Origin of the sequence: Agrobacterium sp. P15N1-A, from assembly GCF_044626815.1 — a bacterium.
In the GTDB taxonomy this organism is placed as follows: Bacteria; Pseudomonadota; Alphaproteobacteria; order Rhizobiales; family Rhizobiaceae; genus Agrobacterium; species Agrobacterium leguminum.
This window is the reverse complement of sequence record NZ_JBIUPF010000001.1, coordinates 954,350-978,685: the sequence shown is the minus strand read 5'-3', so window position 1 is coordinate 978,685 and position 24,336 is coordinate 954,350. Positions and strand designations below refer to the sequence as shown.

At 61.2% G+C, this 24,336-nt stretch carries 23 protein-coding genes; 16 read left to right on the top strand and 7 right to left on the bottom strand.

The genetic code is table 11. The features are described from left to right. Nucleotides 1-5 precede the first annotated feature (5 nt). The 4 genes from guaB to ACIK7D_RS04810 all read left to right on the top strand — a co-directional run bounded on the left by guaB (nucleotide 6) and on the right by ACIK7D_RS04810 (nucleotide 4,198). On the top strand, nucleotides 6-1,511 hold the full coding sequence (guaB, locus tag ACIK7D_RS04825) for an IMP dehydrogenase (RefSeq protein WP_065654415.1): 1,506 nt from the start codon (nucleotides 6-8) through the stop codon (nucleotides 1,509-1,511). Nucleotides 1,512-1,623: 112 nt separating this feature from the next. Beyond that, nucleotides 1,624-2,025, top strand: a complete 402-nt coding sequence (locus ACIK7D_RS04820) for an MAPEG family protein (protein WP_035263190.1) — start codon at nucleotides 1,624-1,626, stop codon at nucleotides 2,023-2,025. A gap of 150 nt (nucleotides 2,026-2,175) precedes the next feature. After that, the gene (gene adhP, locus ACIK7D_RS04815) at nucleotides 2,176-3,204 is read left to right on the top strand and encodes an alcohol dehydrogenase AdhP (RefSeq protein WP_004440101.1); all 1,029 of its coding nucleotides are present in this window, start codon (nucleotides 2,176-2,178) and stop codon (nucleotides 3,202-3,204) included. Between the two features lie 118 nt (nucleotides 3,205-3,322). Then, nucleotides 3,323-4,198: a dienelactone hydrolase family protein gene (locus ACIK7D_RS04810; protein WP_262534819.1), complete on the top strand. Its 876-nt coding sequence runs from the start codon at nucleotides 3,323-3,325 to the stop codon at nucleotides 4,196-4,198. 268 nt (nucleotides 4,199-4,466) lie between these two features. On the opposite strand, the gene moaB is transcribed toward ACIK7D_RS04810, so the two are convergent. From moaB to ACIK7D_RS04790, 4 genes are all read right to left on the bottom strand, one after another. Then, nucleotides 4,467-5,012: a molybdenum cofactor biosynthesis protein B gene (gene moaB / locus ACIK7D_RS04805; protein ID WP_400155735.1), complete on the bottom strand. Its 546-nt coding sequence runs from the start codon at nucleotides 5,010-5,012 to the stop codon at nucleotides 4,467-4,469. A 108-nt stretch (nucleotides 5,013-5,120) separates the two neighbouring features. After that, nucleotides 5,121-6,005: a 4-(cytidine 5'-diphospho)-2-C-methyl-D-erythritol kinase gene (locus ACIK7D_RS04800; RefSeq protein ID WP_400155734.1), complete on the bottom strand. Its 885-nt coding sequence runs from the start codon at nucleotides 6,003-6,005 to the stop codon at nucleotides 5,121-5,123. A gap of 6 nt (nucleotides 6,006-6,011) precedes the next feature. Further along, a complete protein-coding gene (locus ACIK7D_RS04795) occupies nucleotides 6,012-7,859 on the bottom strand; it encodes a tetratricopeptide repeat protein (RefSeq protein ID WP_137002924.1) in 1,848 nt (615 codons plus the stop codon). Nucleotides 7,860-8,048: 189 nt separating this feature from the next. Continuing rightward, nucleotides 8,049-9,065, bottom strand: coding sequence for a polyprenyl synthetase family protein (locus ACIK7D_RS04790; protein WP_035261923.1), 1,017 nt, complete (start codon nucleotides 9,063-9,065; stop codon nucleotides 8,049-8,051). Between the two features lie 111 nt (nucleotides 9,066-9,176). Between ACIK7D_RS04790 and ACIK7D_RS04785 the strand changes: the two genes are divergently transcribed. From ACIK7D_RS04785 to ACIK7D_RS04730, 12 genes are all read left to right on the top strand, one after another. Next, nucleotides 9,177-9,407: a DUF2007 domain-containing protein gene (locus tag ACIK7D_RS04785; RefSeq protein ID WP_003503261.1), complete on the top strand. Its 231-nt coding sequence runs from the start codon at nucleotides 9,177-9,179 to the stop codon at nucleotides 9,405-9,407. A gap of 6 nt (nucleotides 9,408-9,413) precedes the next feature. After that, nucleotides 9,414-10,214 carry a tRNA1(Val) (adenine(37)-N6)-methyltransferase gene (locus ACIK7D_RS04780; protein ID WP_137002925.1) on the top strand — a complete coding sequence of 267 codons (801 nt, stop codon included), beginning with the start codon at nucleotides 9,414-9,416 and terminating at the stop codon, nucleotides 10,212-10,214. A 91-nt stretch (nucleotides 10,215-10,305) separates the two neighbouring features. Further along, entirely contained in the window at nucleotides 10,306-11,172 is an 867-nt protein-coding gene (locus ACIK7D_RS04775; protein WP_400155733.1) for a S49 family peptidase, read from the top strand. Between the two features lie 20 nt (nucleotides 11,173-11,192). Further along, complete coding sequence (locus ACIK7D_RS04770; RefSeq protein WP_020813606.1) at nucleotides 11,193-11,387, top strand: NfeD family protein; 195 nt, start codon at nucleotides 11,193-11,195, stop codon at nucleotides 11,385-11,387. A 52-nt stretch (nucleotides 11,388-11,439) separates the two neighbouring features. Then, a complete protein-coding gene (locus ACIK7D_RS04765) occupies nucleotides 11,440-11,670 on the top strand; it encodes an AbrB/MazE/SpoVT family DNA-binding domain-containing protein (RefSeq protein WP_262534823.1) in 231 nt (76 codons plus the stop codon). Next, complete coding sequence (locus ACIK7D_RS04760; protein ID WP_400155732.1) at nucleotides 11,667-12,083, top strand: PIN domain-containing protein; 417 nt, start codon at nucleotides 11,667-11,669, stop codon at nucleotides 12,081-12,083. Before ACIK7D_RS04765 ends, ACIK7D_RS04760 begins: the two co-directional genes overlap by 4 nt. Nucleotides 12,084-12,163: 80 nt before the next feature. After that, complete coding sequence (locus tag ACIK7D_RS04755) at nucleotides 12,164-13,126, top strand: glycine--tRNA ligase subunit alpha (RefSeq protein WP_020813609.1); 963 nt, start codon at nucleotides 12,164-12,166, stop codon at nucleotides 13,124-13,126. A 78-nt stretch (nucleotides 13,127-13,204) separates the two neighbouring features. Continuing rightward, the gene (locus tag ACIK7D_RS04750) at nucleotides 13,205-13,756 is read left to right on the top strand and encodes a LemA family protein (protein ID WP_400155731.1); all 552 of its coding nucleotides are present in this window, start codon (nucleotides 13,205-13,207) and stop codon (nucleotides 13,754-13,756) included. A gap of 86 nt (nucleotides 13,757-13,842) precedes the next feature. Further along, nucleotides 13,843-15,120 carry a 3-phosphoshikimate 1-carboxyvinyltransferase gene (locus tag ACIK7D_RS04745; protein WP_400155730.1) on the top strand — a complete coding sequence of 426 codons (1,278 nt, stop codon included), beginning with the start codon at nucleotides 13,843-13,845 and terminating at the stop codon, nucleotides 15,118-15,120. Nucleotides 15,121-15,141: 21 nt separating this feature from the next. Then, complete coding sequence (locus ACIK7D_RS04740) at nucleotides 15,142-17,079, top strand: DUF2207 domain-containing protein (RefSeq protein WP_400155729.1); 1,938 nt, start codon at nucleotides 15,142-15,144, stop codon at nucleotides 17,077-17,079. A gap of 98 nt (nucleotides 17,080-17,177) precedes the next feature. Further along, nucleotides 17,178-19,331 carry a glycine--tRNA ligase subunit beta gene (gene glyS / locus ACIK7D_RS04735; RefSeq protein ID WP_400155728.1) on the top strand — a complete coding sequence of 718 codons (2,154 nt, stop codon included), beginning with the start codon at nucleotides 17,178-17,180 and terminating at the stop codon, nucleotides 19,329-19,331. A 234-nt stretch (nucleotides 19,332-19,565) separates the two neighbouring features. Next, on the top strand, nucleotides 19,566-20,060 hold the full coding sequence (locus ACIK7D_RS04730) for a DUF523 domain-containing protein (RefSeq protein WP_400155727.1): 495 nt from the start codon (nucleotides 19,566-19,568) through the stop codon (nucleotides 20,058-20,060). A gap of 158 nt (nucleotides 20,061-20,218) precedes the next feature. Here the strand turns inward: ACIK7D_RS04730 and ACIK7D_RS04725 are convergent, their stop codons facing one another. The 3 genes from ACIK7D_RS04725 to purD all read right to left on the bottom strand — a co-directional run bounded on the left by ACIK7D_RS04725 (nucleotide 20,219) and on the right by purD (nucleotide 24,306). After that, nucleotides 20,219-22,042 (bottom strand): methyl-accepting chemotaxis protein, encoded by a 1,824-nt coding sequence (locus ACIK7D_RS04725; RefSeq protein WP_137002931.1) that lies wholly within the window; start codon nucleotides 22,040-22,042, stop codon nucleotides 20,219-20,221. 325 nt (nucleotides 22,043-22,367) lie between these two features. Next, on the bottom strand, nucleotides 22,368-22,877 hold the full coding sequence (locus ACIK7D_RS04720; protein ID WP_174022394.1) for a plant virulence effector HPE1-like domain-containing protein: 510 nt from the start codon (nucleotides 22,875-22,877) through the stop codon (nucleotides 22,368-22,370). A 157-nt stretch (nucleotides 22,878-23,034) separates the two neighbouring features. Next, nucleotides 23,035-24,306, bottom strand: a complete 1,272-nt coding sequence (gene purD / locus ACIK7D_RS04715; RefSeq protein ID WP_400155726.1) for a phosphoribosylamine--glycine ligase — start codon at nucleotides 24,304-24,306, stop codon at nucleotides 23,035-23,037. Nucleotides 24,307-24,336 lie beyond the last annotated feature (30 nt).

Here is a 24,336-nt window from a genome sequence, read left to right as displayed (position 1 = left end):
TGGTCATGGCACGCATCATTCAAACACCCACTGGTTTGGACGCTCTCACATTTGACGATGTGTTGCTGCAACCCGGACATTCCGAAGTCATGCCGGGACAGACGAATATCGCCACCCGCATCGCCCGCGATATCGATCTCAACCTTCCTATCCTCTCTTCCGCCATGGATACGGTCACCGAAGGCCGCCTCGCCATCGCCATGGCCCAGGCCGGCGGCATCGGCGTCATCCACCGTAACCTGACCCCCATCGAACAGGCCGAAGAAGTGCGGCAGGTGAAGAAGTTCGAAAGCGGCATGGTCGTCAACCCGGTCACCATCGGCCCGGACGCGACGCTCGCTGAAGCACAGGCGCTGATGAAGGCCCATGGCATTTCCGGCATTCCGGTCGTTGAAAACGGCGGTTCCGGCGGCCACAAGAACGGCCGTCTCGTCGGTATTCTGACCAACCGCGACGTGCGCTTCGCCTCCGATCCGCAGCAGAAAATCTACGAACTGATGACCCGCGAAAATCTGGTCACGGTCAAGGAAAGCAGCGTCGATCAGCAGGAAGCGCGCCGCCTGCTGCACAAGCATCGCATCGAAAAGCTGCTGGTTGTGGATGCCAAGGGCAATTGCGTCGGCCTCATCACCGTCAAGGACATCGAGAAGTCGCAGCTGAACCCCAACGCCACCAAGGATGCACAGGGCCGTCTTCGCGCCGCTGCCGCCATCAGCGTCGGTGCTGACGCCATCGAGCGCGCCGAGCGCCTCATCGATGCCGGCGTCGACCTTCTGGTTGTCGATACCGCGCACGGCCATTCGCAGCGCGTGCTGGATGCCGTGTCGCAGGTCAAGAAGATGTCGAACTCTGTTCGCATCATCGCCGGCAATGTCGCCACCGCCGACGGCACCAAGGCGTTGATCGATGCCGGCGCCGATGGCGTCAAGGTCGGTATCGGCCCCGGCTCCATCTGCACCACCCGCATCGTCGCCGGCGTCGGCGTTCCGCAGCTTGCGGCCATCATGTCGTCGGTTGAAGTCGCCAATGCGGCTGACATCCCCGTTATCGCCGATGGCGGCATCAAGTTCTCGGGCGATCTGGCCAAGGCAATCGCCGCCGGCGCTTCCGCCGTCATGATCGGCTCGCTGCTGGCCGGCACGGATGAAAGCCCGGGTGAAGTGTTCCTTTATCAGGGCCGTTCCTTCAAGGCCTATCGCGGCATGGGCTCCGTTGGCGCCATGGCGCGCGGTTCGGCAGACCGTTATTTCCAGGCGGAAGTGCGCGACACGCTGAAGCTCGTTCCGGAAGGCATCGAAGGTCAGGTTCCCTACAAGGGTCCGGTTTCCGGCGTCCTGCACCAGCTGGCCGGTGGCCTGAAAGCCGCCATGGGTTATGTCGGCGGCAGCAACATCAAGGAATTCCAGGAGCGCGCCACCTTCGTTCGCATCTCCAGCGCGGGCCTGCGCGAAAGCCACGCCCATGATGTGACGATCACCCGCGAAAGCCCGAACTACCCCGGCGCGGTTTGATCTTTCGAGGCGAATCCGTAAAAGGATACTGAGTATTTGGCGCTCCCCGATTCATGCCGGATCGGGGAGCGTTTTCATGATTGGAGAAGAAAGCATGTCACCCACGACCGCAATGTTCTGGCCGATGATCGCCCATGTCTTTCTGGTCTTCTGGCTTTACGGGCTTCTGATCGTCCGGCGCAACAAATACACCTTCAAGGATCGCGAATCGGCGATCAAGCTGCGCGACCGGGGCGAAGAGGCGCGCGAAAGCCATCTGGTGAACCGAAACATCGCCAATCAGTTCGAACTGCCGGTGTTGTTCCACATCGCCTGCCTGCTGCTCTACATCACGGATGCGGACAATATCGTCACTGTCGTTCTGGCGTGGCTGTTCGTGCTCTCGCGTTATGCCCATTCCTATGTCCACGTCACCAGCAACCGCCTGCGTCAGCGTGGCGCATTGTTCGGCATCGGCTTTGCGCTGGTCGTCTGCCTGTGGGCATGGCTCGCCATATGGTTGGCGCTGGAGTAAATCGGCACCGTGAGGTTGCCTCATAAGTGAGACAATCCCGCCTTGCAAAATGCTCCGATTTGCGATGGGTCAATTCCATGACGCCCCATCCCCGCTAATCTCTGCCTCGCCGTCAAGGATTTCAGGCGAGCAGAGATTAGGGAGTATGTCATGGCTAAGACAATGAAGGCAGCCGTCGTCCGCGCGTTTGGAAAACCGCTGACCATCGAGGAAGTGGCGATACCGGATCCCGGCCCCGGTGAAATTCTCATCAACTACAAGGCGACGGGCATTTGCCACACCGACCTGCACGCCGCAACCGGCGACTGGCCGGTCAAACCCAATCCGCCCTTCATCCCCGGCCACGAAGGCGTCGGTTACGTTGCCAAGATCGGCGCTGGCGTCACCGGCATCAAGGAAGGCGACCGCGCCGGCACGCCCTGGCTCTACACCGCCTGCGGATGCTGCATTCCCTGCCGCACGGGCTGGGAAACGCTTTGCCCGAGCCAGAAGAATTCCGGCTATTCCGTCAATGGCAGCTTTGCCGAATACGGCCTCGCCGACCCGAAATTCGTCGGCCGCCTGCCGGATAATCTCGATTTCGGCCCGGCCGCACCGGTGCTCTGCGCCGGCGTCACCGTCTATAAAGGTTTGAAAGAAACCGAAGTCAGGCCCGGTGAGTGGGTGGTCATTTCAGGCATTGGCGGGCTTGGCCACATGGCCGTGCAATATGCAAAGGCCATGGGCATGCATGTCGTTGCCGCCGATATTTTCGACGACAAGCTGGCGCTTGCGAAAAAACTCGGAGCCGATGTCGTCGTCAATGGTCGCGCGCCTGACGCGGTGGAGCAGGTGCAGAAAGCGACGGGCGGTGTCCATGGCGCGCTTGTGACGGCGGTGTCGCCCAAGGCCATGGAGCAGGCTTACGGCTTCCTGCGCTCCAAGGGCACCATGGCGCTTGTCGGCCTGCCGCCGGGCTTCATCTCCATTCCGGTGTTCGACACGGTGCTGAAGCGTATCACGGTGCGCGGCTCCATCGTCGGCACGCGGCAGGATCTGGAGGAGGCGCTGACCTTCGCCGGTGAAGGCAAGGTTGCCGCCCACTTCTCCTGGGACAAGCTCGAAAACATCAACGATATCTTCCACCGCATGGAAGAGGGCAAGATCGACGGCCGTATCGTCGTGGACCTGGCCGCCTGATGTGAAGAACCGGTGGCGGCGCTCACGCAAATGTGTGACGCCGCTTGCCCCCGCCTCGTTCCCCGCGGGGCGATCTGCGCTATCCTTCCGCATCCGTGCGTTCAAGGAGGATAGAGCGATGGACGAGCCCAGGATCACGCAGGCCATGATCGACGCTTACGATGAATATACCCATCTCAGCCTCGATCGCCGCAAATTCATGGAAAAGCTCACCGTACTGGCCGGGTCTGGTGCAGCGGCGGCGGCCATCGCCCCGCTTCTTTCGGCCAACAGCGCCCGTGCGGCTGTCATCGCGGCCGATGACGACAGGATCGTCGCCGAGGAGGTGACCTATCCCGCCCCCGGTGGCGAGATGAAGGGTTACCTCGTTACACCGAAATCCGCTTCCGGCCCCATCGGCTCGGTCATCGTCATCCACGAGAACCGTGGTCTGAACGACCATATCCGCGACGTGGCAAGGCGTGTGGCGCTCGCCGGTTTCAGGGCGCTTGCGGTCGATTTCCTATCACCGCAGGGCGGCACGCCCGCCGATGAGGAGAAGGCGCGGCAGATGTTCAGCGGTCTCGACATGGACGCGACCGTCGCCAATGCCGAAGCGGGCCGGGTATGGCTTGCGGCAAGGCAGGGGGCGAATGGCAAGGTCGGTGCTGTCGGTTTCTGCTGGGGCGGCGGGCTGGTCAACCGTTTCGCCACCAAGTCAGAAGGTTTGAATGCCGGCGTCGCCTATTACGGCCAGCAGGCCCCGGCGGCCGATGTACCGGCCATCAAGGCGCCGCTGCTTTTGCACTATGCGGGTCTCGACGAGCGCATCAATGCCGGCATCGACGCCTATAAGAAGGCGCTGGAGGAAAACGGCAAGACCTTTGAAATCTTCGTCTATGACGGCGTCAACCACGCCTTCAACAATGACACGTCCTCGGCGCGCTACGACAAGGCGGCCGCCGATCTTGCCTGGGGCAGAACGACGGAGTTCTTCAAGAAATATCTGGCGTGATGGGGTTTTTGGGCGGGTATTGTCTGCGAACCGGAGGTGCGTGAAGCTTTACCCCCCTCTGCCCTGCCGGGCATCTCCCCCTCAAGGGGGGAGATCGATCTGCGGCGATGTCTCGTCCATCTTGAAGCTTGAGAGTGAAGCGACAAGAGGGCCTCTTGCCGATCTCCCCCTTGAGGGGGAGATGCCCGGCAGGGCAGAGGGGGGTGAAGCCGCGCGCACCTTCGGTTCGCCGTGAATGGCCACCCTAAAATCCCTCTGTCATCTTTCTTTAAACGCCCCCAGCCCCACGCTTCAAATGCTCGTCGAGCCTCGGCATGATCTCCACGAAATTACAGGGCATGTGGCGATAATCGAGCTGGGCCTTGAGAATCCCGTCCCACGCATCCTTGCACGCACCCGGCGAGCCCGGCAGCACGAAAATGAAGGTCGCGTTCGCCACGCCGCCGGTCGCGCGTGACTGGATGGTGGCGGTGCCGATCTTGTCATAGGAGATGCGATGGAAGAGGGCGGAAAATCCGTCCATGCGCTTTTCGAACAGCGGCTCCAGCGCTTCGGGTGTCACATCGCGGCCGGTAAAACCGGTGCCACCGGTGGTGATCACCACATCCACGCCCTCAGAGAGCGTCCAGTCGCGCACGGTGCCGGCAATCGCTGCCTTGTCATCAGGTACGATGGCGCGAGCCGCGAGCCTGTGGCCCGCTTCCTCCAGCCTTGCGACGAGCGTATCGCCGGATTTGTCGTTCTCCAGCGTGCGGCTGTCCGAAACGGTCAAAACCGCAATGCCAAGGGGAATGAAGGGTCTTTCGCCTGCCATGGCCTTATCCTCGAATGCCGGGAGCATCGGACCGAAAAGTATATTGCGGTTTTCGGGAAATCCGATGCTCAAACAAAACTGGGAGCGGCGGGCCCGCCGCTCTAATCCTCAAATGGTCCGCGTCGCCTGAAAATACCAGCCGGGGCGTTTCTTTCGAAGCGATGTTTCCGCTTTCCTGGCCGCTTCAAGGGAATGAAAAATCCCGAAACAGGTTGCTCCCGAACCGGACATGCGCACGAGCGCGGCACCTTCCTGCGACAGCAACCCAATGATTTCCCCGATTTCCGGCAGAAGCGCCTGGGCCGGCGGTTGCAGATCGTTACGGCTTTGGGCGAGAAAATCCATCCAGCCGATTGTCGCAGAGGCGGGCAGGGGCGGATTGGTCTTGTTCTGCAATCGCCGGAAAATCTCCGGCGTCGAGACCGCCTTCAGCGGATTGGCCAGAACCATCGACAGCTCCGGCAGATCGGTCACCGGTTCGATGTCCTCGCCGATGCCGCGCGCGATCAGGGATCGGCTCTCAAGGCACATCGGCACATCCGCCCCGAGCGTCAACGCCATGGATGCAAGCGTATCCGGTGCGATCCCGGCACGCCAGTGCCGCAAAAGCCCGCGCAGCGTCGCGGCCGCATCCGCCGAGCCGCCGCCGATACCGGAAGCCACCGGCAGGTTCTTTTCAAGATGAATGGCGACCGGGGGTGCCGGTTGACCCGTCGATGCAAGCGCATCGCGCAACAGGTCCTTAGCGCGGGTGACGAGGTTATCGCCGCCATCGCCCGCGCGCAAAAGATCGCCGAAAGGGCCTGAGATGGAGAAACTGTCGGCATCGGCGTCGCGAATACGGATCGTGTCGCCGGCTTCAGTAAAGGTCACCAGCGTTTCGAGCAGGTGATACCCATCCGCTCGCTGGCCGGTCACATGCAGCGCCAGATTGATCTTGGCCGGGGCCGCCTCGATGGTCTCGGTGGCCCCGGAAACCTCATGTCCGCGCATGCGGCGTCAGGATTTCTTGTCCGGAGTGGCAGCGGGTGCCGGTGCCGGAGGAGCCGGCGGCACCGGCGCGACGTCCTTCTTGGCGGTATTTTCGGCATCTTTTTCCACCGGCGGCAGGCCGTTGGCGATCTTTTCCTTCACCTTGGCCTTGTCCACGTCGTCGCTGTCGCCGATCAATGCGCGGTTCCACTGATAGACCGCCTCGATCTTGCGGCCGACCCGCCAGTAGGCATCGCCCAGATGGTCGTTGATGGTCGGATCACCGGCTTTCAGTTCGATCGCCCGCTCCAGCTCGGTCACGGCTTCATCGAAAGCGCCGAGGCGATAATGCGCCCAGCCGAGCGAATCGACGATATAACCGTCATTCGGCCGAAGCTCGACGGCGCGGCTGATCATCTTCATGCCTTCATCGAGGTTGATGCCCTTGTCCACCCAGGAGTAACCCAGATAGTTCAGAACCTGCGGCTGTTCCGGGTTCAGCTCCAGCGCCCGCTTGAAATTCGGTTCGGCCTTGTCCCATTCCTTCAGCCGCTCATAGGCGATGCCGCGCTGGAAGAAGACCGACCAGTCGGATTTCTGCGGCACGGAGCCGATGACCTCGATGGCCTTGTCGTAGTTCTCGGCCATCGCCTTGTAGTCCTTGGCGTCCGAAAGCACGCTGCCATAGGCGAGATAGGAACGGATATCCTTCGGATCGGATTCGAGCAGGGATTTGAGATGCTTGCGCGCTTCATCCACCTTGCCGGTCTGTGCAAGCGTCAGTCCGAGCTGCAGCTCGGAGATGCGATACATCGGCGAATCCTTCGGCACCTCGCGGTAGAAGGCAATAGCGCGGTCAGGCTGTTTCAGCGCTTCGGAAAGGCCGCCGAGAAGGATGAGCGTATCTGGGCTCTTCGGATCGAGCGCGCGCGACGTCTGCAGATAAAGCGTCACGATCTCTTCGGCGCCCTCGCGGTTCAGCGCGCCGGCGATGGAGAACATGACGCTGGCGGCGCCCTCCACGGCATTGGTGATCTGCTGTTCCGGCTTTTCACCATTTTCGATGGACTGGCGAAGCGCCTTCAGCGGCGCGTAATTCGGCGCGAAAGTGTCGCCGACCGCAATCGCATCCAGCGCCTTCTGCTTGTTGCCGGCGGAAGCCTCCAGCCGGGCAAGCGCCATCACCGCGCGCATATAGGTATCGGAGGCGGTTGCCCCGCCTTCGCGGTCCGTCACCGCTTCGTTCAGGCTCTTGCGGGCGGCTTCATTGTTGCCGGAAACAAGGGCGATGGCCGCCGCATTGTATTTCTGGAAGATCGAAATCCAGCCCGGGCCCTTCATATTGTTGACCAGCGCCAGCGCTTCCTTCGGCTTGCCGGAACCGGCGCGCGCCCAGGCGGTCAAAAGCGTGTTGACCATGCGGTCGAGATCGTTCGGGCCGGTATATTTCAGGATCTTCTCGGCCTTGGCGAATTCCTTGTCCTTGATGGCGTCGAGGCCGCGTACGATGGTCGTCACGCGCTCCACCGAGGTATCGTCCTTCATCGAATCGGCGATCTTGGCGCCGGCCTCGAAATTGCCGCTCAGAAGTTCGGCGATCATCAGCCGCTGGCGGATTTCCGTATTGGCCGGATCGAATTCCAGCGCCTTCTTGTAAAGCGAAATCGCGGTGGGATAATCCTGATCGACATCGGCATTGCGCCCGGCGAGGAAGGCGCCGGAGAAGGTGTTCACCTTGCCGGGATCGAACGTAACGGCCTTGTCTTCCGGTGTCGCCTTCGTCTCCGCAAAGCCGGGGCTTGCACCCGCGCCGATTGCGAGAGCAGCGGCAAGAGCCGCGCTGCAGAGAAGACGGAGTGCTGGTTTACGCCGCATGAGGGAACCCTTGCCTTTGTGCAGAAGCACGGAAAAATCAGTTTCCATTGTTGGTCACGATAGAATGGCTTTTTTGAAGCAGCCCCGCAAGAAATTATGGCCCCGGCCACAATCACGCCTTGCGGAGAAGCTGGCCCGGAACATTGGGCGGATGGTCTTTTCCATCCGCCTTTCGCCCGGCCTGCGGCGTCAGTTCAGACGCTCGATGCAGAAGTCGATCACTTCCAGAAGCGCATCTTTCCAGGGGCTCTGCGGCAGCGGTGCGAGCGCATCGCGGGCGATGGTGCCGTAGTGCGTGGCGCGGCCGATCGTATCGCCAAGACCGTTGTACTTGGTGATCAGGCCCAGCGCCTTTTCGAGGTTCTCATCGCTGCTTTCACCCTTTTCGATGGCGTTGCGCCAGAAAGCGCGCTCATCCTGCGTGCCGCGACGATAGGAGAGGATGACCGGCAGCGTGATCTTGCCTTCGCGGAAATCGTCGCCGGTGTTCTTGCCGAGATCGGCGGACTTGCCGCCGTAGTCCAGCACGTCGTCGACGAGCTGGAAGGCGAGGCCGAGATTCATGCCGTAGGATTTCAGCGCGCTGCGGGTCGCCTTGTCGGTCTTGGCGACGATGGGGCCGACTTCCGCCGCCGCCGCAAAAAGGGCGGCCGTCTTGGCGCGAATCACCTGAAGATAATCGTCTTCCGTCGTTTCCATGTTCTTGGCGACCGAAAGCTGCAGCACCTCGCCCTCGGCGATTACCGAGGCGGCGGTGGACAGCACGTCGAGCGCATCGAGAGAGCCGACATCCACCATCATGCGGAAGGCCTGGCCGAGCAGGAAGTCGCCGACGAGAACGCTCGCCTGGTTGCCCCAGATGGTGCGGGCGGTGGATTTGCCGCGGCGCAGATCGCTTTCATCCACCACATCATCATGCAGAAGCGTTGCCGTGTGCATGAATTCCACACTGGTGGCGAGCTTGATGTGGTTGTCGCCCTCGTAACCGAACATCGAGGCGGAGGCGAGCGTCAGCATCGGCCGCAGGCGCTTGCCGCCGGAAGAGATGAGGTGGTTGGCCACCTCGGGTATCATCTGGACATCGGAACCGGCCTTGGAAAGGATAAGCTGGTTCACCCGTTCCATATCGGGGCGGGTCAGGTCGACAAGCGGCTTGACGGATGCGAGTTTGTTTTTGCTTTCTTCAAGCGGTATGACGACGCCCAAGGGACAGGACTCCAGTTCGAATTTGAATTCGACAATAAAAACTGACGCCTTGCGCGGCAAGGGGCGAATTGCCGCTAGCCATTCAAAAAGATGGGAATTTAAGGTCTATCCATGCGTGAACTGATCCGTACCAACGATGCCGTGCTGCTCTCCTTCGCCGAAAGCCTGATGAAGGATGCCGGCATCCATTGCCTCATCGCCGACCAGGCGATGAGCATTCTGGAAGGATCGCTCGGTCTTTTGCCGCGAAGGTTTCTGGTGGAGGAAGATCGGGCCGATCAGGCCCGCCGCATTCTCATCGATGCCGGGCTCGGTGACGAGTTGCGCAACGAAGAGGCTTGAGCGGCGGTGGGCGACGGCATTTCCGAAACGATCGACGCCTTTCACCGGGGCCGGTTTCACATCATCCAGCCAAAGGGCAGGGGGCATCGGGCCGGCATGGACGCCATGCTTCTGGCATCATTGGTGGCGGATGAGCGTGCCTGCCGGATCGCCGATCTCGGCGCGGGCGCGGGTGCCGCCGGCATGGCGGTTGCGGCGCGGCTCGAAAAGGCTGAGGTGACGCTGTACGAACGCTCGCCGGAAATGGCGCAATTTGCCCGCCGCAGCCTCGAACTACCTGAGAATGCTGCTTTTTCCGCTCGCGTGAATGTACGCGAAGCCGATGTGACGCTGCGGGCGAAAGCACGCGCCGAAGCGGGCTTGCCCGACGATCATTTCCATCACGTCATCATGAACCCGCCCTATAACGATGCGGGCGACCGCCGCACGCCGGATGCCCTGAAGGCCGAGGCCCACGCCATGACGGAGGGCCTGTTCGAAGACTGGATCAGGACCGCGGGCGCGATCATGGTGCCGGGCGGGCAGCTTTCCCTGATTTCAAGGCCGCAATCGGTGGCGGAGATCATCGCCGCCTGTGGCAGCCGTTTCGGCGGCATCGAAATCACCCTCATTCATCCGCGCCCTGGCGAGGACGCGGTGCGCATGCTCGTCACCGCCATCAAGGGTTCGCGGGCGCGGCTGTCGTTCCGCGCGCCGCTCATCATGCATGAGACCGGCAGCCATGCCTTCACCCCCTTCGTGGATGACCTGAACAATGGCCGCGCCGCCTATTCGCGTAATGTAAGGGCAATCCGGACCGCATCATAAATATCGCCGTTCCGCCGGCCGCAAACCATTGTGTTTTCCGGGGCGATACATACATCCGTGACGAACGGATAAATGCTGCGAGGATTGAGTAGTGGGTTTTCTGAAGTATCTGGTGCCGAAACGCTTTCGTAAAAAAGAGCTCGTCATCCCGGTGGTGCGCATGCACGGTGCGATCATGGCCGGCGGCAACCAGTTCCGCCCCGCCCTCAATCTCGCCTCCTATGCGCCGCTTCTGGAAAAGGCCTTCGCCGTCAAGGATGCCCCGGCCGTCGCCATTTCGCTCAACTCGCCCGGCGGTTCGCCGGTGCAGGCGCGGATGATCTATAATCGCATCCGCCAGCTCGCCGAGGAAAAGGAAAAGAAAGTCCTGATCTTCGTCGAGGACGTTGCAGCTTCCGGCGGCTACATGATCGCGCTTGCCGGTGATGAGATCATTGCCGACCCCACCTCCATCGTCGGTTCGATCGGCGTCGTTTCCGGCGGTTTCGGTTTTCCGGAAATGCTGAAGAAGATCGGCGTGGAGCGCCGTGTCTATACGGCCGGCGAGAACAAGGTCATCCTCGATCCCTTCCAGCCGGAAAAGGAAGGCGATATCGATTACCTGAAGTCGCTTCAGGTCGAAATCCACAATGTTTTCATCGATATGGTCAAGATGCGTCGCGGCTCGAAACTGAAGGGCGACGAGGCGATCTTCTCCGGCCTGTTCTGGACCGGCATGCGCGGCCTCGACCTCGGCCTGATCGACGGGCTGGGCGACATGCGCGAGATTCTGCGCCGCCGTTACGGTGAGAAGGTCAAGCTCCAGCTCGTCAGCGGCGGGCGCACTCTATTCGGCAAAAAGGTGCCGGGCGTGAATGCGGCGCTGGAGGTGAATGCCGAAAGGCTGGCCGCAGGCGCCGTCTCGGGGCTTGCGGAGGTCGCCGAAGAAAAGGCATTGTGGTCGCGTTTCGGTCTATGATGTCTCGGGAATGAAGCCTTATGGCGCAGCTCATTACAATTCTTCTTCTGGTGGTGGGATCCGTCATCCTTTACCGCCGCTTCGTCCGAGACGCGGAAAAGCTCTCGGCGAAATCGAAACAGCGCGAGAAGGAACGCGAGACCGGCGCCATCGGCACGCTGATCAAGGACCCGGAAACCGGCGAATACCGCGTGAAGCGCGAGGATGAGACGTAATTTTCCTGTAACGCAGAATTTGCTATAGTCGCTTTCGAGTAAGGAGGCTGTCATGCGTGTCACGAAATGGGGCGATAGTCTTGCGGTCCGCATCCCGGCGGATGTCGCGGAAGCCTTGCATATCAAGGAAGGCGACGAGGTGGATGTTTCTGTACCCGTACAGGGACCGTCTGCTTCCATTTCGCAGGAGGAGCGCGAAAAGATACTATCGTATATTCGCGCTCAGCGATGGCAGCTGCCGCCGGGCTGGAAATTCGACCGCGAAGAGGCAAATGAGCGTTGAGCCATTTGCCCTTTCTCGATACGAATATCTTCATCTACGCCTTTCTGGACGACGAACGGTCATCCAAGGCCCAAGAGATCGTTTCGAAACCTTATGTGACGAGCGTTCAGGCATTTAATGAATTTGCGAGTGTTGTTCGGAGGAAGTGGCCACAAAAATGGGGCGAAATCCACAGATCGCTGGATGGTCTCCGCCGAATGGCCGTGACGGTCGTCGAACTCGATGTGCAGTTAAATGCGAGCGCTATTGATCTTGTCGATAAATATAACTTCGCCTTCTATGACGCATTGATGGTAGCAGCAGCTCTGGAGGCTGAAAGCACCGTCTTCCTCTCGGAAGACATGCATGACGGTCTTGCCGTTGACGGACGGATGAAGATCGTCAACCCGTTCACTGCCCGTCTCCACGCATAAAACCTTGACCCTCAGGCCATGCCGTGGCACGTGTCCGCATCCGAAGTAAGTCAATGCTTACTTATCCTCCTAACGCCGCGATGACTGCAATGACCGATGTTCCCGACCATATGAACCCGAAGCGTTCCTTTCAGGCGCTGATCCTGACGCTGCATAATTACTGGGCCGACAAGGGCTGCGCGGTGCTGCAGCCCTACGATATGGAAGTGGGCGCTGGTACGTTTCATCCGGCGACGACGCTGCGCGCGCTTGGTCCCAAGCCGTGGAAGGCCGCTTATGTGCAGCCCTCGCGCCGCCCGTCGGACGGCCGTTACGGTGAAAACCCCAACCGCTTGCAGCATTATTACCAGTATCAGGTCATCCTGAAGCCCAACCCTTCGAACCTGCAGGAACTCTATCTCGGTTCGCTGAAGGCGATCGGCCTCGATCCGCTGCTGCACGATGTGCGCTTCGTCGAAGATGACTGGGAAAGCCCGACGCTCGGCGCCTGGGGTCTCGGCTGGGAATGCTGGTGCGACGGCATGGAAGTCTCGCAGTTCACCTACTTCCAGCAGGTCTGCGGCATCGAATGCTCGCCGGTCGCGGGCGAACTGACCTATGGTCTGGAGCGTCTCGCCATGTATGTTCAGGGCGTCGACAATGTCTATGACCTGAACTTCAACGGCCGCGAGGGCGAAGAGAAGATTTCCTATGGCGACGTCTTCCTGCAGGCCGAGCAGGAATATTCCCGGCATAATTTCGAATTTGCCGATACGGCCATGCTGCATCGCCATTTCATCGACGCCGAAAAGGAATGCCAGGCGCTTCTCGCCGCCGGTGCGCCCGGTGATAACGACAATCAGCGCCTGCACAAATGCGTGTTCCCGGCCTATGACCAGTGCATCAAGGCCAGTCACGTCTTCAACCTTCTGGATGCACGCGGCGTAATTTCGGTCACGGAACGCCAGAGCTATATCCTGCGCGTGCGCACGCTGGCGAAAGCCTGCGGCGAAGCCTTCCTGCTGACGGATGCGGGCGGGCTGAACTGGAACAGGGCCGCCTGAACGTCTATGTAAGGCGGGGCAACAGTCTAACGTGCGGACGCCGTTCTGGTGTCCGCGCCTCTTGAGGAGGGGTCGGGAATGTTCATCACGCTGGCAATCATCGCGGCAATCGCGCTTTATGTCGTCTTCGTCTATAACGGGCTGGTCAAGGCGCGGCAGATGAAGGAAGAGGCGTGGTCGGGCATCGACGTGCAGCTGAAGCGCCGCGCCGATCTCATTCCCAATCTCATCGAGACAGTGAAGGGTTACGCGGCGCATGAAAAGAGCACCTTCGAGGAGGTGATCGCCATGCGCAACCGGGCGCAGGCCGTGCCGGCAGGCGATGTCGAGGGTCGCGCCCAGGCGGAAGGCCTGCTGTCGCAGGCGCTCGGTAAACTCTTTGCGCTTGCCGAAGCCTATCCCGATCTCAAGGCCAATACGAATTTTCTGGAATTGCAGCGTTCGCTGGAAACCATCGAAAGCGAAATCCAGATGTCGCGCCGTTATTACAATGGCGCTGCCCGCGATCTCAACGTCAAGGTGGAAAGCTTTCCATCCAATCTGGTCGCAGGCCAGTTCGGCTTCGCCAAGGCGCCCTATTTCGAGATCGAGAACCCGGCCGACCGCGCCGTGCCGACAGTGAAATTCTAAGGGCACTGTTCCCCGGCGGCTTAAGACCTCCCGTTCAAATTCCGATAATCCGGCTCTTCGCCGCATTCTTTGACAAGACGACAATCATGATCGAACTGACCATCACCCCGCCCGACCATCCGCTTTCCGGCAAGGTCGAGCCGCCCGGCTCCAAATCCATCACCAACCGCGCGCTTCTGCTCGCCGGCCTCGCCAGGGGCAAAAGCCGTCTGACCGGCGCGCTGAAGAGCGACGACACGCTTTATATGGCCGAAGCCCTGCGCGAGATGGGCGTGAAGGTAACCGAGCCTGATGCGACGACCTTCGTGGTGGAAGGCACGGGCGTTTTGCAACAGCCGGAAAAGCCGCTTTTCCTCGGCAATGCCGGTACCGCCACGCGCTTCCTCACCGCCGCTGCAGCACTTGTCGATGGTGCGGTCATCATCGATGGTGACGAGCACATGCGCAAACGCCCGATCATGCCGCTGGTGGAAGCCCTGCGCTCCCTCGGTGTCGAGGCGGAAGCGCCGACCGGCTGCCCGCCCGTCACCGTCTGCGGCAAGGGCACGGGTTTCCCGAAAGGCAGCGTCACCATCGACGCCAACCTTTCCAGCCAATATGTGTCCGCACTTCTGATGGCGGCCGCCTGCGGCGACAAGCCGGTCGATATCATCCTCAAGGGCGAGGAAATCGGCGCGAAGGGCTATATCGACCTCACCACATCGGCCATGGAAGCCTTCGGCGCGAAGATTGAGCGGGTCAGCAACGCCATCTGGCGCGTGCATCCGACGGGCTATACGGCCACCGATTTCCACATCGAGCCGGATGCCTCCGCCGCCACCTATCTCTGGGGTGCCGAGCTTCTGAGTGGCGGCGCCATCGATATCGGCACGCCCGCCGACAAGTTCACCCAGCCGGATGCCAAGGCCTATGAGGTCATGGCCAAGTTTCCGCACCTGCCCGCCGAAATCGACGGTTCGCAGATGCAGGACGCCATTCCGACCATCGCGGTTCTGGCTGCCTTCAACGAGACGCCGGTGCGTTTCGTCGGCATCGCCAATCTGCGCGTCAAGGAATGCGACCGTATCCGCGCCGTCTCGCTCGGCCTTAACGAAATCCGTAACGGTCTGGCGCATGAAGAGGGCGACGACCTGATCGTGCATTCCGATCCGGCTCTTGCGGGCCAGACGGTCAAGGCCTCAATCGATACTTTTGCCGACCACCGCATCGCCATGAGCTTTGCGCTGGCGGCGCTGAAGATCGGCGGCATTGCCATCCAGAATCCGGCCTGCGTCGGCAAGACCTATCCCGGTTACTGGAAGGCGCTCGCCTCGCTGGGCGTCGACTATACCGAAAAGGAAAGCGCTGCCGAGCCGCAGCACTGAGCCATTGAGGAGGGACCGCCCGTGAAGACCATCGCCGCAAGACTTCTCGCGCTGTTCGTCTTCCTGGGCGCGGCCTTCCCGGCCTTCGCGGAGGAATTCATCCGCTCCTACCATTCCGTCGTCGAGGTGGCGGCGGATAGCAAGCTGACGGTGACCGAAACCATCACCGCCCGCGCCGAAGGACAGAACATCAAACGCGGCATCTTCCGTGATTTCCCGCTTTATGCGCTGGATGCGAATAACCGCCGTACCAAGGTGGATTTCAACGTCGTTTCGGTGGAGCGCGATGGCGCGCCGGAAAACTGGCGCACCGAGAATATCGATGGCGGCATCCGCATCTATACCGGCAGCGCCGACCGGTTTCTGCCGACCGGCGAGCATATCTTCCAGATCACCTACACCACCGCCCGGCAGATCCGCTATTTCAGCGACTATGACGAGCTGACCTGGAATGTCACCGGCAATGGCTGGCAATTCCCGATGGGCGAGATTTCCGCGACCATCACTTTGCCGCAGGGTGTCAGGGCCACCGACACCGCCGTCTTCACCGGTCCTCTGGGTGCGAAGGGCAAGGATGCGCGCATTCTGAACGAAGGCAACGAGGTGTTCTTCGCCTCCACCCGCCCGTTTATGGTTGGCGAGGGCATGACGGTCGCCGTCAAGCTGCCCAAGGGCGCGATTGCCGCACCTGACACCTCGCAGGAGGCGGGCTGGTGGCTGCGGGATAATCTCGCCATCCTGCTTTCGGGCGGCGGGCTTTTCGCCGTGCTGCTTTATTACCTGCGCGCCTGGTTCGCCGTCGGCCGCGATCCGGCGAAGGGCGTGGTCGTGCCGCGCTGGGATGCGCCGGAGGGGCTTTCTCCGGCTCTGGTCAATTACGTCGATAATCGCGGTTTTTCGGGCGCCGGCTGGACGGCGCTCTCTGCCTCGGCCCTTGATCTTGCGGTGAAGGGTTATGTCGTTCTGGAGGATTTGAAGAACGCCATCGTCATCCGCCGTACCGAAAAGGCAACCGCCACCGATCTGCCGACCGGCCAGAAAACGTTGCTGGCGTCCATCGGCGGTCCGGGCGAGACTTTGACCATCGACAAGGCCCATGGGGCGGAGGTGGAAAAGGTCGGAAAACAGTTCCGCGCGGCGATAGAGAAAGAACATCGCGGCAAATATTACCGCAGCAATGCCGGTTACACCGTCTTCGGCATCTTCCTCAGCATCGCCCTCATCGTCGCGACGTTGATCTTCGGCGATCTGGATGAAAGCGCCATTGCCGCCGTGCTGGTCTTCGGCTTTTTCGCCTTCTTCTTCAGCATCCTGTCGATCGGCATCGGCCGCCAGTTTTCGCGCGGCGCACCGCTGCGCAAGCGGATCGGCGGCATCGTCATGCTGGCCTTTGCCGGTTTCGTGGCCTTTTCCACCATCGGCGGCATCGCCACGCAAATCCTGCTGGATGTGACGCATGACACCAAGTCGCTGGCGCTGGCGGCGATTGGCGGCATCGTGCTCACCAATGCGCTTTTCCTGTTCCTGATGGGCGCGCCCACACCGCTCGGCCGCAAGCTGATGGATGGCATTGAAGGCCTCCGAACCTATCTGACGCTGGCGGAAAAAGACCGGATGAACATGGCTGGTGCGCCCGCCATGTCGCCGCAGCATTTCGAGACATTGCTGCCCTATGCCGTGGCGCTCGGCGTCGAAAAACCGTGGAGCCGCACGTTCGAGGCCTGGCTTGCAACGGCCGCTGCCGGTGCCGCTGCTGCAAGTTATGCGCCCGGCTGGTATGCGGGCAGCAATTACGGAACCTTTGGCGACAGGATCGGCGGCTTTTCCACCTCCATGGCCAATACCATTGCCTCCACCATTCCCCAGCCCGTCAGTTCTTCCGGCTCCAGCTTTTCGGGCGGTGGCGGCGGCGGTTTTTCCGGCTCCGGTGGCGGCGGCGGTGGCGGCGGCGGCTGGTAACGCCCGCCGGCGGTAATTTAACCGATAGCTGGTGACTTTTGCCGCTGGTCTTGCTAAGTCCGCGACACTCTTTTGCAACAGATTAAAGTCCTTATCCCATGCCCGATCTTCTGCTTGAACTTCGCTCCGAGGAAATCCCTGCCCGCATGCAGCGCAAGGCGGCGGGCGATCTGAAGAAACTCGTCACCGATGCCTTGGTGGAGAGAGGGCTGACCTATGAGGGTGCGCGCGAATATTGGACGCCGCGCCGCCTGACGCTGGATATTCGCGGCCTCAACGCCCGCTCCGCTGATGTGCGCGAGGAAAAGAAGGGCCCGCGCACCGACGCCAATGAAAAGGCCATCGAGGGCTTTCTGCGCGGCGCCGGCCTCAACGACATTTCGGAAGCGCAGGTCGTTTCCGATCCGAAGAAGGGCGATTTCTACATCGCCATCATCAACAAGCCCGGCCGCCCGGCGGAAGAGATCATCGCCGAGGTGATGCCTGGCATCATCCGCTCCTTCCCCTGGCCGAAATCCATGCGCTCCGGCCCGGCCTCCATGCCGAAGGGTTCCAGCTATGCCGGTATCGAAGGCAAGGGCTCGGAAAGCCTGCGCTGGGTGCGGCCGCTGCAATCCATCGTCTGCCTGTTCGGCCCCGAACATGACGAAACCCAGGTCATTCCTTTCGTGATTGACGGCATCGTCGCCGGCAACGTCACCTATGGCCATCGTTTCCATGCACCCGGCCCGATTACCGTGCGCCGTTTCGAGGACTATGTCTCGAGCCTCGAAAAGGCGAAGGTCATTCTCGATGCCGAGCGCCGCAAGGATATCATCCTGCACGACGCCAAGGACCTGGCCTTCGCCAATGGTCTCGATCTGGTCGAAGACGAAGGCCTGCTGGAAGAAGTCTCCGGCCTCGTCGAATGGCCGCAGGTGCTGATGGGCACCTTCGAGGAAGATTACCTGCAAATCCCGGCGGAAATCATTCGCCTCACCATCAAGACCAACCAGAAATGTTTCGTCACCCGCAATCAGGGTGCGGAAGAGGGCCTTTCCAACCGCTTCATCCTGATCTCGAACATCGAGGCAAGCGATGGCGGCAAGGAAATCATCCATGGCAATGGCAAGGTCGTGCGCGCCCGCCTGTCGGATGCCCGCCATTTCTGGAACCGCGACCAGGGTGATCTGCCCGATCTGGAAACGCTGAAAGATTCGGCTGCGAAATTCGACCTCGATCTCAAGAAGCCGCTCGACCAGCGCATGGCCAAGCTCGATGCGCTGAACGTGACGTTCCATGCCAAGCTCGGGACGCAGGGTGAGCGCGTGGCCCGTATTCGCGAACTGGCGAAGGCGCTGGCCCCGGTTGTCGGTGCCGATGCCGATCTGGTGGACCGTGCCGTGGTGCTGGCCAAGGCCGACCTGCGCACCGAAGCCGTCGGTGAATTCCCAGAGCTTCAGGGCCTGATGGGCCGTAAATATGCGACGCTGCAGGGCGAAAACGAAAGTGTGGCCGCCGCCATCGAAGATCATTACAAGCCGCAGGGCCCCTCTGATCGTCTGCCGGCCGACAAGGTGGCGATCACGGTCGCTCTGGCCGACAAGCTCGATACACTCGTCGGTTTCTGGGCCATCGATGAGAAGCCGACCGGTTCGAAGGATCCCTTCGCGCTGCGCCGTGCGGCGCTGGGCGTGGTGCGCATTCTGCTTGAGAAGAACGTGCGGCTTCCGTTGCTGAGCGTTGCGAAGGACCCGGACCTTCTCTCCTTCTTCCATGATCGCCTGAAGGTCTATCTGCGCGATCTCGGCGCGCGTTATGATCTGATCGACGCCGTTTTGACGCCGGAATCCGACGATCTCCTGATGATCGCCCGCCGTGTCGAGGCGCTCACCGCCTTCATCACCGGCGAGGATGGCCGTAACCTTCTGGCAGGCGCCAAGCGCGCCACCCAGCTTCTGGCTGCCGAGGAAAAGAAGGGTACCGTGGTCGCCGATGGCGTTTCGGAAGAGTTGCTGAAGCTCGATGCCGAAAAGGCGCTTTACGCGGCGATCAAGTCTGCCTCCGCCGACGCTGCGAAGGCCGTTGCGGGCGAGGATTTCCGCTCCGCCATGCAGGCGCTGTCGACGCTGCGCGCGCCTGTCGACAAGTTTTTCGAGGATGTGCTGGTCAATGATGAGGATGCAGCCATCCGTGCCAACCGTCTGGCGCTGCTGAAGGCCATCCGCGAAGCGACTGGAACGGTTGCGGATTTCTCGAAGATCACGGGGTGAGGGGCGTTGGGGTAGCCGTACATGTCAGTGTGCGCGGTTCACCCCCCCCTCTGTCCTGCCGGACATCTCCCCTCAAGGGGGGAGATCGAATTGTGGCAGCCTCTCGATCACCTCTAGTGTCGCGAATTTTTGCGGGGAGCCTTCCTCTTGCCGATCTCCCCCCTTGAGGGGGAGATGCCCGGCAGGGCAGAGGGGGGTATTTTCGGCTTCCACGCTTGCCGGGATCGTTTTAGATTGACCCACACCACCCCCAAAATCCTCATCAGCGCCTGCCTCCTCGGCCAGCCGGTCCGTTACGACGGCAGAGGCAAACCCTTCTCCCACCCGGCGATAGACCGCTGGCGGCAGGAGGGCAGGCTGGTGACGATCTGTCCGGAGATGGCGGGAGGCATGCCCGTGCCGCGCCCGCCGGCGGAAATCGAAAATCGCGCCTCCGGTCTCGATGTGCTGGAGGGCCGCGCCCGCGTGCTGGAAGTGACCGGCGGCGACGTCACGGCGCAATTTATCGCCGGCGCGGAAAGGGCGCTGGCCTTCGCCAGGGCCAATGGCTGCACATACGCGCTTCTGATCGACGGTAGCCCGTCCTGTGGGTCGGTTGCGATCTATGACGGTTCGTTTTCTGGCGTCAAACACGCGGGCAACGGGGTTACGGCGGCGCTGCTTGAAAAAGCCGGTATTGCCGTATTTTCACCTGCCGATATCGACCGGCTGGATGCGCTGACCCGTTAGAGTTTTTTCGCTTTTCTTCGAATCGCGAAAACACTCTAACTCTTTGTTTTGGCGCATTTCCGGACGGAAAACCGGGGTCCACTTTTCCTGAAATGCTCTAAAAGAAAAGCGCCGGAGTTTCCCCCAGCGCCTGTATTCATCGATAGCTCTCGGGCGCATCACCCCGCCATGCGCATCTCATGCGCCATCGCATGCAGCTGGTGGCCGGAAGAGACACGGAAACCGCGGATGAGGTTCAGCAGTTCCTCGGTGTCCACGGCCAGCGCTTCCGCCGAAGCTGTGGTTTCTTCCGCCATCGCCGCATTGTGCTGGGTGGCGACATCGAGTTGGTTGAGCGACGAGGAGATCGAGCGCAATGTCGTATCCTGTTCGGCGGCCGAATGGGCGATCTTGCTGACGATTTCGTTTGCGGATTTGATCTGATCCGAAATCCGTTTCAGCGCATCGCCGGCCTCGCCGACAAGGCGCACGCCGTTTTCCACCTGGGCGGAAGAGCGGGCGATCTGGTCCTTGATCTCCTTGGCGGCGGCCGCGGATTTCTGCGCCAGTTCGCGCACTTCCTGCGCCACCACGGCAAAGCCCTTGCCGGCCTCACCCGCACGCGCCGCTTCCACACCGGCATTCAGCGCCAGAAGGTTGGTCTGGAAGGCGATGTCGTCGATCACGCCGATGATGTTGGAAATCTGGTCGGATGACTGTTCGATACCACTCATCGCCGTAATCGCTTCTTCCACCACCCGGTCGCTGCGGATGGCTTCGGAGCTGACGGTGGTGACGCGCTTGGCGGCGTCGGCCGCCCCTTCCGCCGTCTGGCGCACCGCAACCGTCAATTCATCGAGAGCGGCCGAGGTTTCTTCCAGATTGGCAGCCTGCCGTTCGGTGCGCTGCGAAAGCTCGTTGGAGGCCTTGCGGATTTCTTCCTTGGAGCCACCGATGTCGATGCTCTTGGAATTCACCTTGGCCATGGCGGCGTCGAGATGGATCAGGGCCTCGTTGAAATTGTCGCGCAGCGCCGCGTACCGGTTGCCGAGATCGCCGCAACGCACGGTCAGATCGCCGCCCGCCAGCTTTTCCAGCGCCTCGCCGATGGTGGTGACGACACGCGCCTGCAACTCCGCCTCGTCGCGCTGCATGTCGAGATTGTTCTGGCGTTCCGCATTGAGCTGCCGCTGCTGTTCTTCCTCACGGCGCTGCATGGCATGGCGCTCGCGCACCTTGTCCTGAAGCGAGGCGGTGGCCTTCGCCATCATGCCCACCTCGTTGGTCAGGCCGGTATGGGGAATGGCGAGCGAGACGTTTTCATTGGCCACTTCACCGAGCGCACGGTGAATGTCGCCAAGCGGCTTCGAGATGCCACGGATGACGTAAAAGGCGGCGGCAAGCGCCAGTACGAAGATGGCGGCGCCGATGGACAGCGCCTTCATCACCTCGCCGCGCACCTGCGCGTTCAGATCGTCGATATAAACGCCGGTCACGACCACCACCTGCCACGGCTCGAAGGCAAGCGCATAGGAGCTCTTGGCGTAGTCATTGCCTTCCATGCCGGGCTTCGGACCGTAAAAATCCGTCTGGCCGCCGCCATTGCGGCCAAGCCGCACCAGCTCGTCGCGATAGGCGAAACCCTTGCTGTCCGGCTTGCCCTTGAAGCTTTCGCCGACGCGCTTGGCATCGGGATGGAACTTCATCGTCACATCGTAGTCGTAACCGAACAGATAGCCGTCCGGCGTGAAGCGCATGGCGCTGACAGTCGCGTAAGCCTGCTTCATGGCCTCGTCGCGCGAAAGCGTTCCGGCCTTTTCCTTGTCGTGGAAGGATTGCAGGATGGAGATCGCCGATTGCACCTGCGTCCGCAGCATGCCGTAGCGTTCCTCATAGATGGCATCGGTGGCGGATTTCAGCTGGTAAAACGTCGCCACGGCGAAGGCGGCCATCAGGGCCACCACGAGAACGATCAACTGACGGGAAATGGAAAGGTTCTTCATGGGCGCTCACAAGCGTTTGGGATCGCGCGCCTGAAAACGCCGCGCGGTACCGATGTTTCGGAGAAGGGAGAGGCGCATGATGCGCGATAAAAGGGCCCAAAAGCGCGTGTCCGCGCCGCGGCCTCATCCTGTGCTGCATCGCACTATAGACGCACTTAGCGGCTAAAAATTTGAATAAATATTTAATTAGCGAAAGCTTTATCAGGCCCGACAGGCAGAATAGGCGGCGGAGAAAGCAATATTCCCCGCATGGTTGCGGCCCCATTTCGGGAATGCAGCGAGGACGCGATTATTTGACCTTCGTCATGAATGCGTCATCGGCCGGTCAATTGCCGCGCAATTTGAAATCCGGGAACTGGGGGGCACCGATCACCGAGGCGCTGGCCGGTTCGGCTGCGTTTTCGGTGGAGATTTCCTTGACGGCTGCCGTGGTCGTCGTCACGTCGATGCCGGCCGGTGTCGAAACCGTCTCAGCGGGATGTGCCACGGGTTCTGCGTCGTCATAGGTCGCGATGGCGGTGCTGGAGGTTTCCGCCATCCATGCGGGATTGGTGCTGACGAAGGTGACGGGCGCGCCGCCAAGCCAGGCTTCGGTGCGCAGCAGGGTGCGCTTGCCGTCGACTTCGCGCATTTCCGTGTGCTGCGTGCCCGGCTCAATGGAGGGAACGGCATAACCCTGCGCCACGGCTTTTCCCTTGATGGGCTTGCAGCCCGCGCAGTCGCGACGAATGAAGCTGCCATTGGCCACATGCACGCCGTTTATATATTCGATGGAAGACGCCATCGCCGACCCGCCGGTCAGCGCGACAATCGCTGTCAGAAAAAGACGACGCATCGAAAAACCCCCGAAACGACGGCGCGGCCTCGTGTTCGAGACACAATGCGCCATTCAATGTTCCGGCAAGTATTACCGATGTTTCGTTTCCATCGGGTCAGCAAACTTGGTAAAAATTGAACGAAATATTCGCGTCCAATCCCGTTTGCCTTAAGGATCAGGCCTTTTCGCGCGCGACGGCCTGCCAGCCGATATCGCGGCGGCAGAAGCCGTTTTCCCACTCCACCTTGTCGGCCAGCGCATAAGCGCGGGACTGCGCTTCCGTCACGGTCTTTCCAAGGGCGGTGACGTTCAGCACGCGTCCACCCGTCGCCACCAGCCTGCCGTCCTTCAGCGCGGTTCCGGCATGGAACACCTTCGCCTCTTCGCTCGCCTCGGGAATATGGGCGATCGGCGTATTCTTGTCGTAAGTGCCGGGATAACCCTTCGAGGCGAGAACGACGGTCAGCGCCGCATCGTCGCGCCATTCCGCCTCAACCTTGTCCAGCGTGCCGGTGGCGGTGGCGTAGAGGATCGGCAGCAGATCGCTTTTCAGGCGCATCATCAGCACCTGGCATTCGGGATCGCCGAAACGGACATTGTATTCGATGAGTTCAGGGCCCTTGGCGGTAATCATCAGGCCTGCGAAGAACACGCCGGAGAAGGGATTGCCATCCTTGGCCATGCCCGAGATCGTCGGCTCGATGATCTCCTTCATGGTGCGCTCCACCATGGCCGATGTCATGACAGGGGCGGGGGAATAGGCACCCATGCCGCCGGTATTCGGGCCGGTATCGCCATCGCCGACGCGCTTGTGATCCTGCGCGGTGGCGAGCGCCAGCGCCGTCTTGCCATCAGAAAGGCAGAAGAAGCTCGCTTCCTCGCCATCGAGAAAGGCCTCCACCACCACTTCGGCGCCGGCCGCGCCAAAAGCGCCGTCGAAACAGTCGTCAATCGCGGCAAGCGCTTCCGCTTCCGTCATGGCCACGGTCACGCCCTTGCCGGCGGCAAGCCCGTCCGCCTTGATGACGATGGGTGCGCCCTGCGCACGAACATAGTCCTTGGCCGGCTCTGCGGATTTGAAACGCTGGTAAGCACCGGTCGGAATATCGTAGCGCGCGCAAAGATCCTTGGTGAAGCCCTTGGAACCCTCAAGCTGGGCGGCGGCTTTCGAGGGGCCGAAAGTGGCGATGCCGGCGGCACGCAGGTCATCCGCAAGACCGGCAACCAGCGGCGCTTCCGGGCCGACCACGACGAAGTCGATTGCCTTTTCTTTCGCAAAGGCGATGACGGCCGCATGGTCTTCCACCTTCAGCGCCACCAGCGTCGCATGGTCGGCAATGCCGGGATTGCCGGGGGCGGCATAAAGCTCATCGAGCAGGGGAGACTGGGCAATTTTCCACGCCAGCGCATGTTCGCGTCCGCCGGAACCGATCAACAGAACTTTCATGGTCAATACCCCTGCAAATTCGCCAGTAAC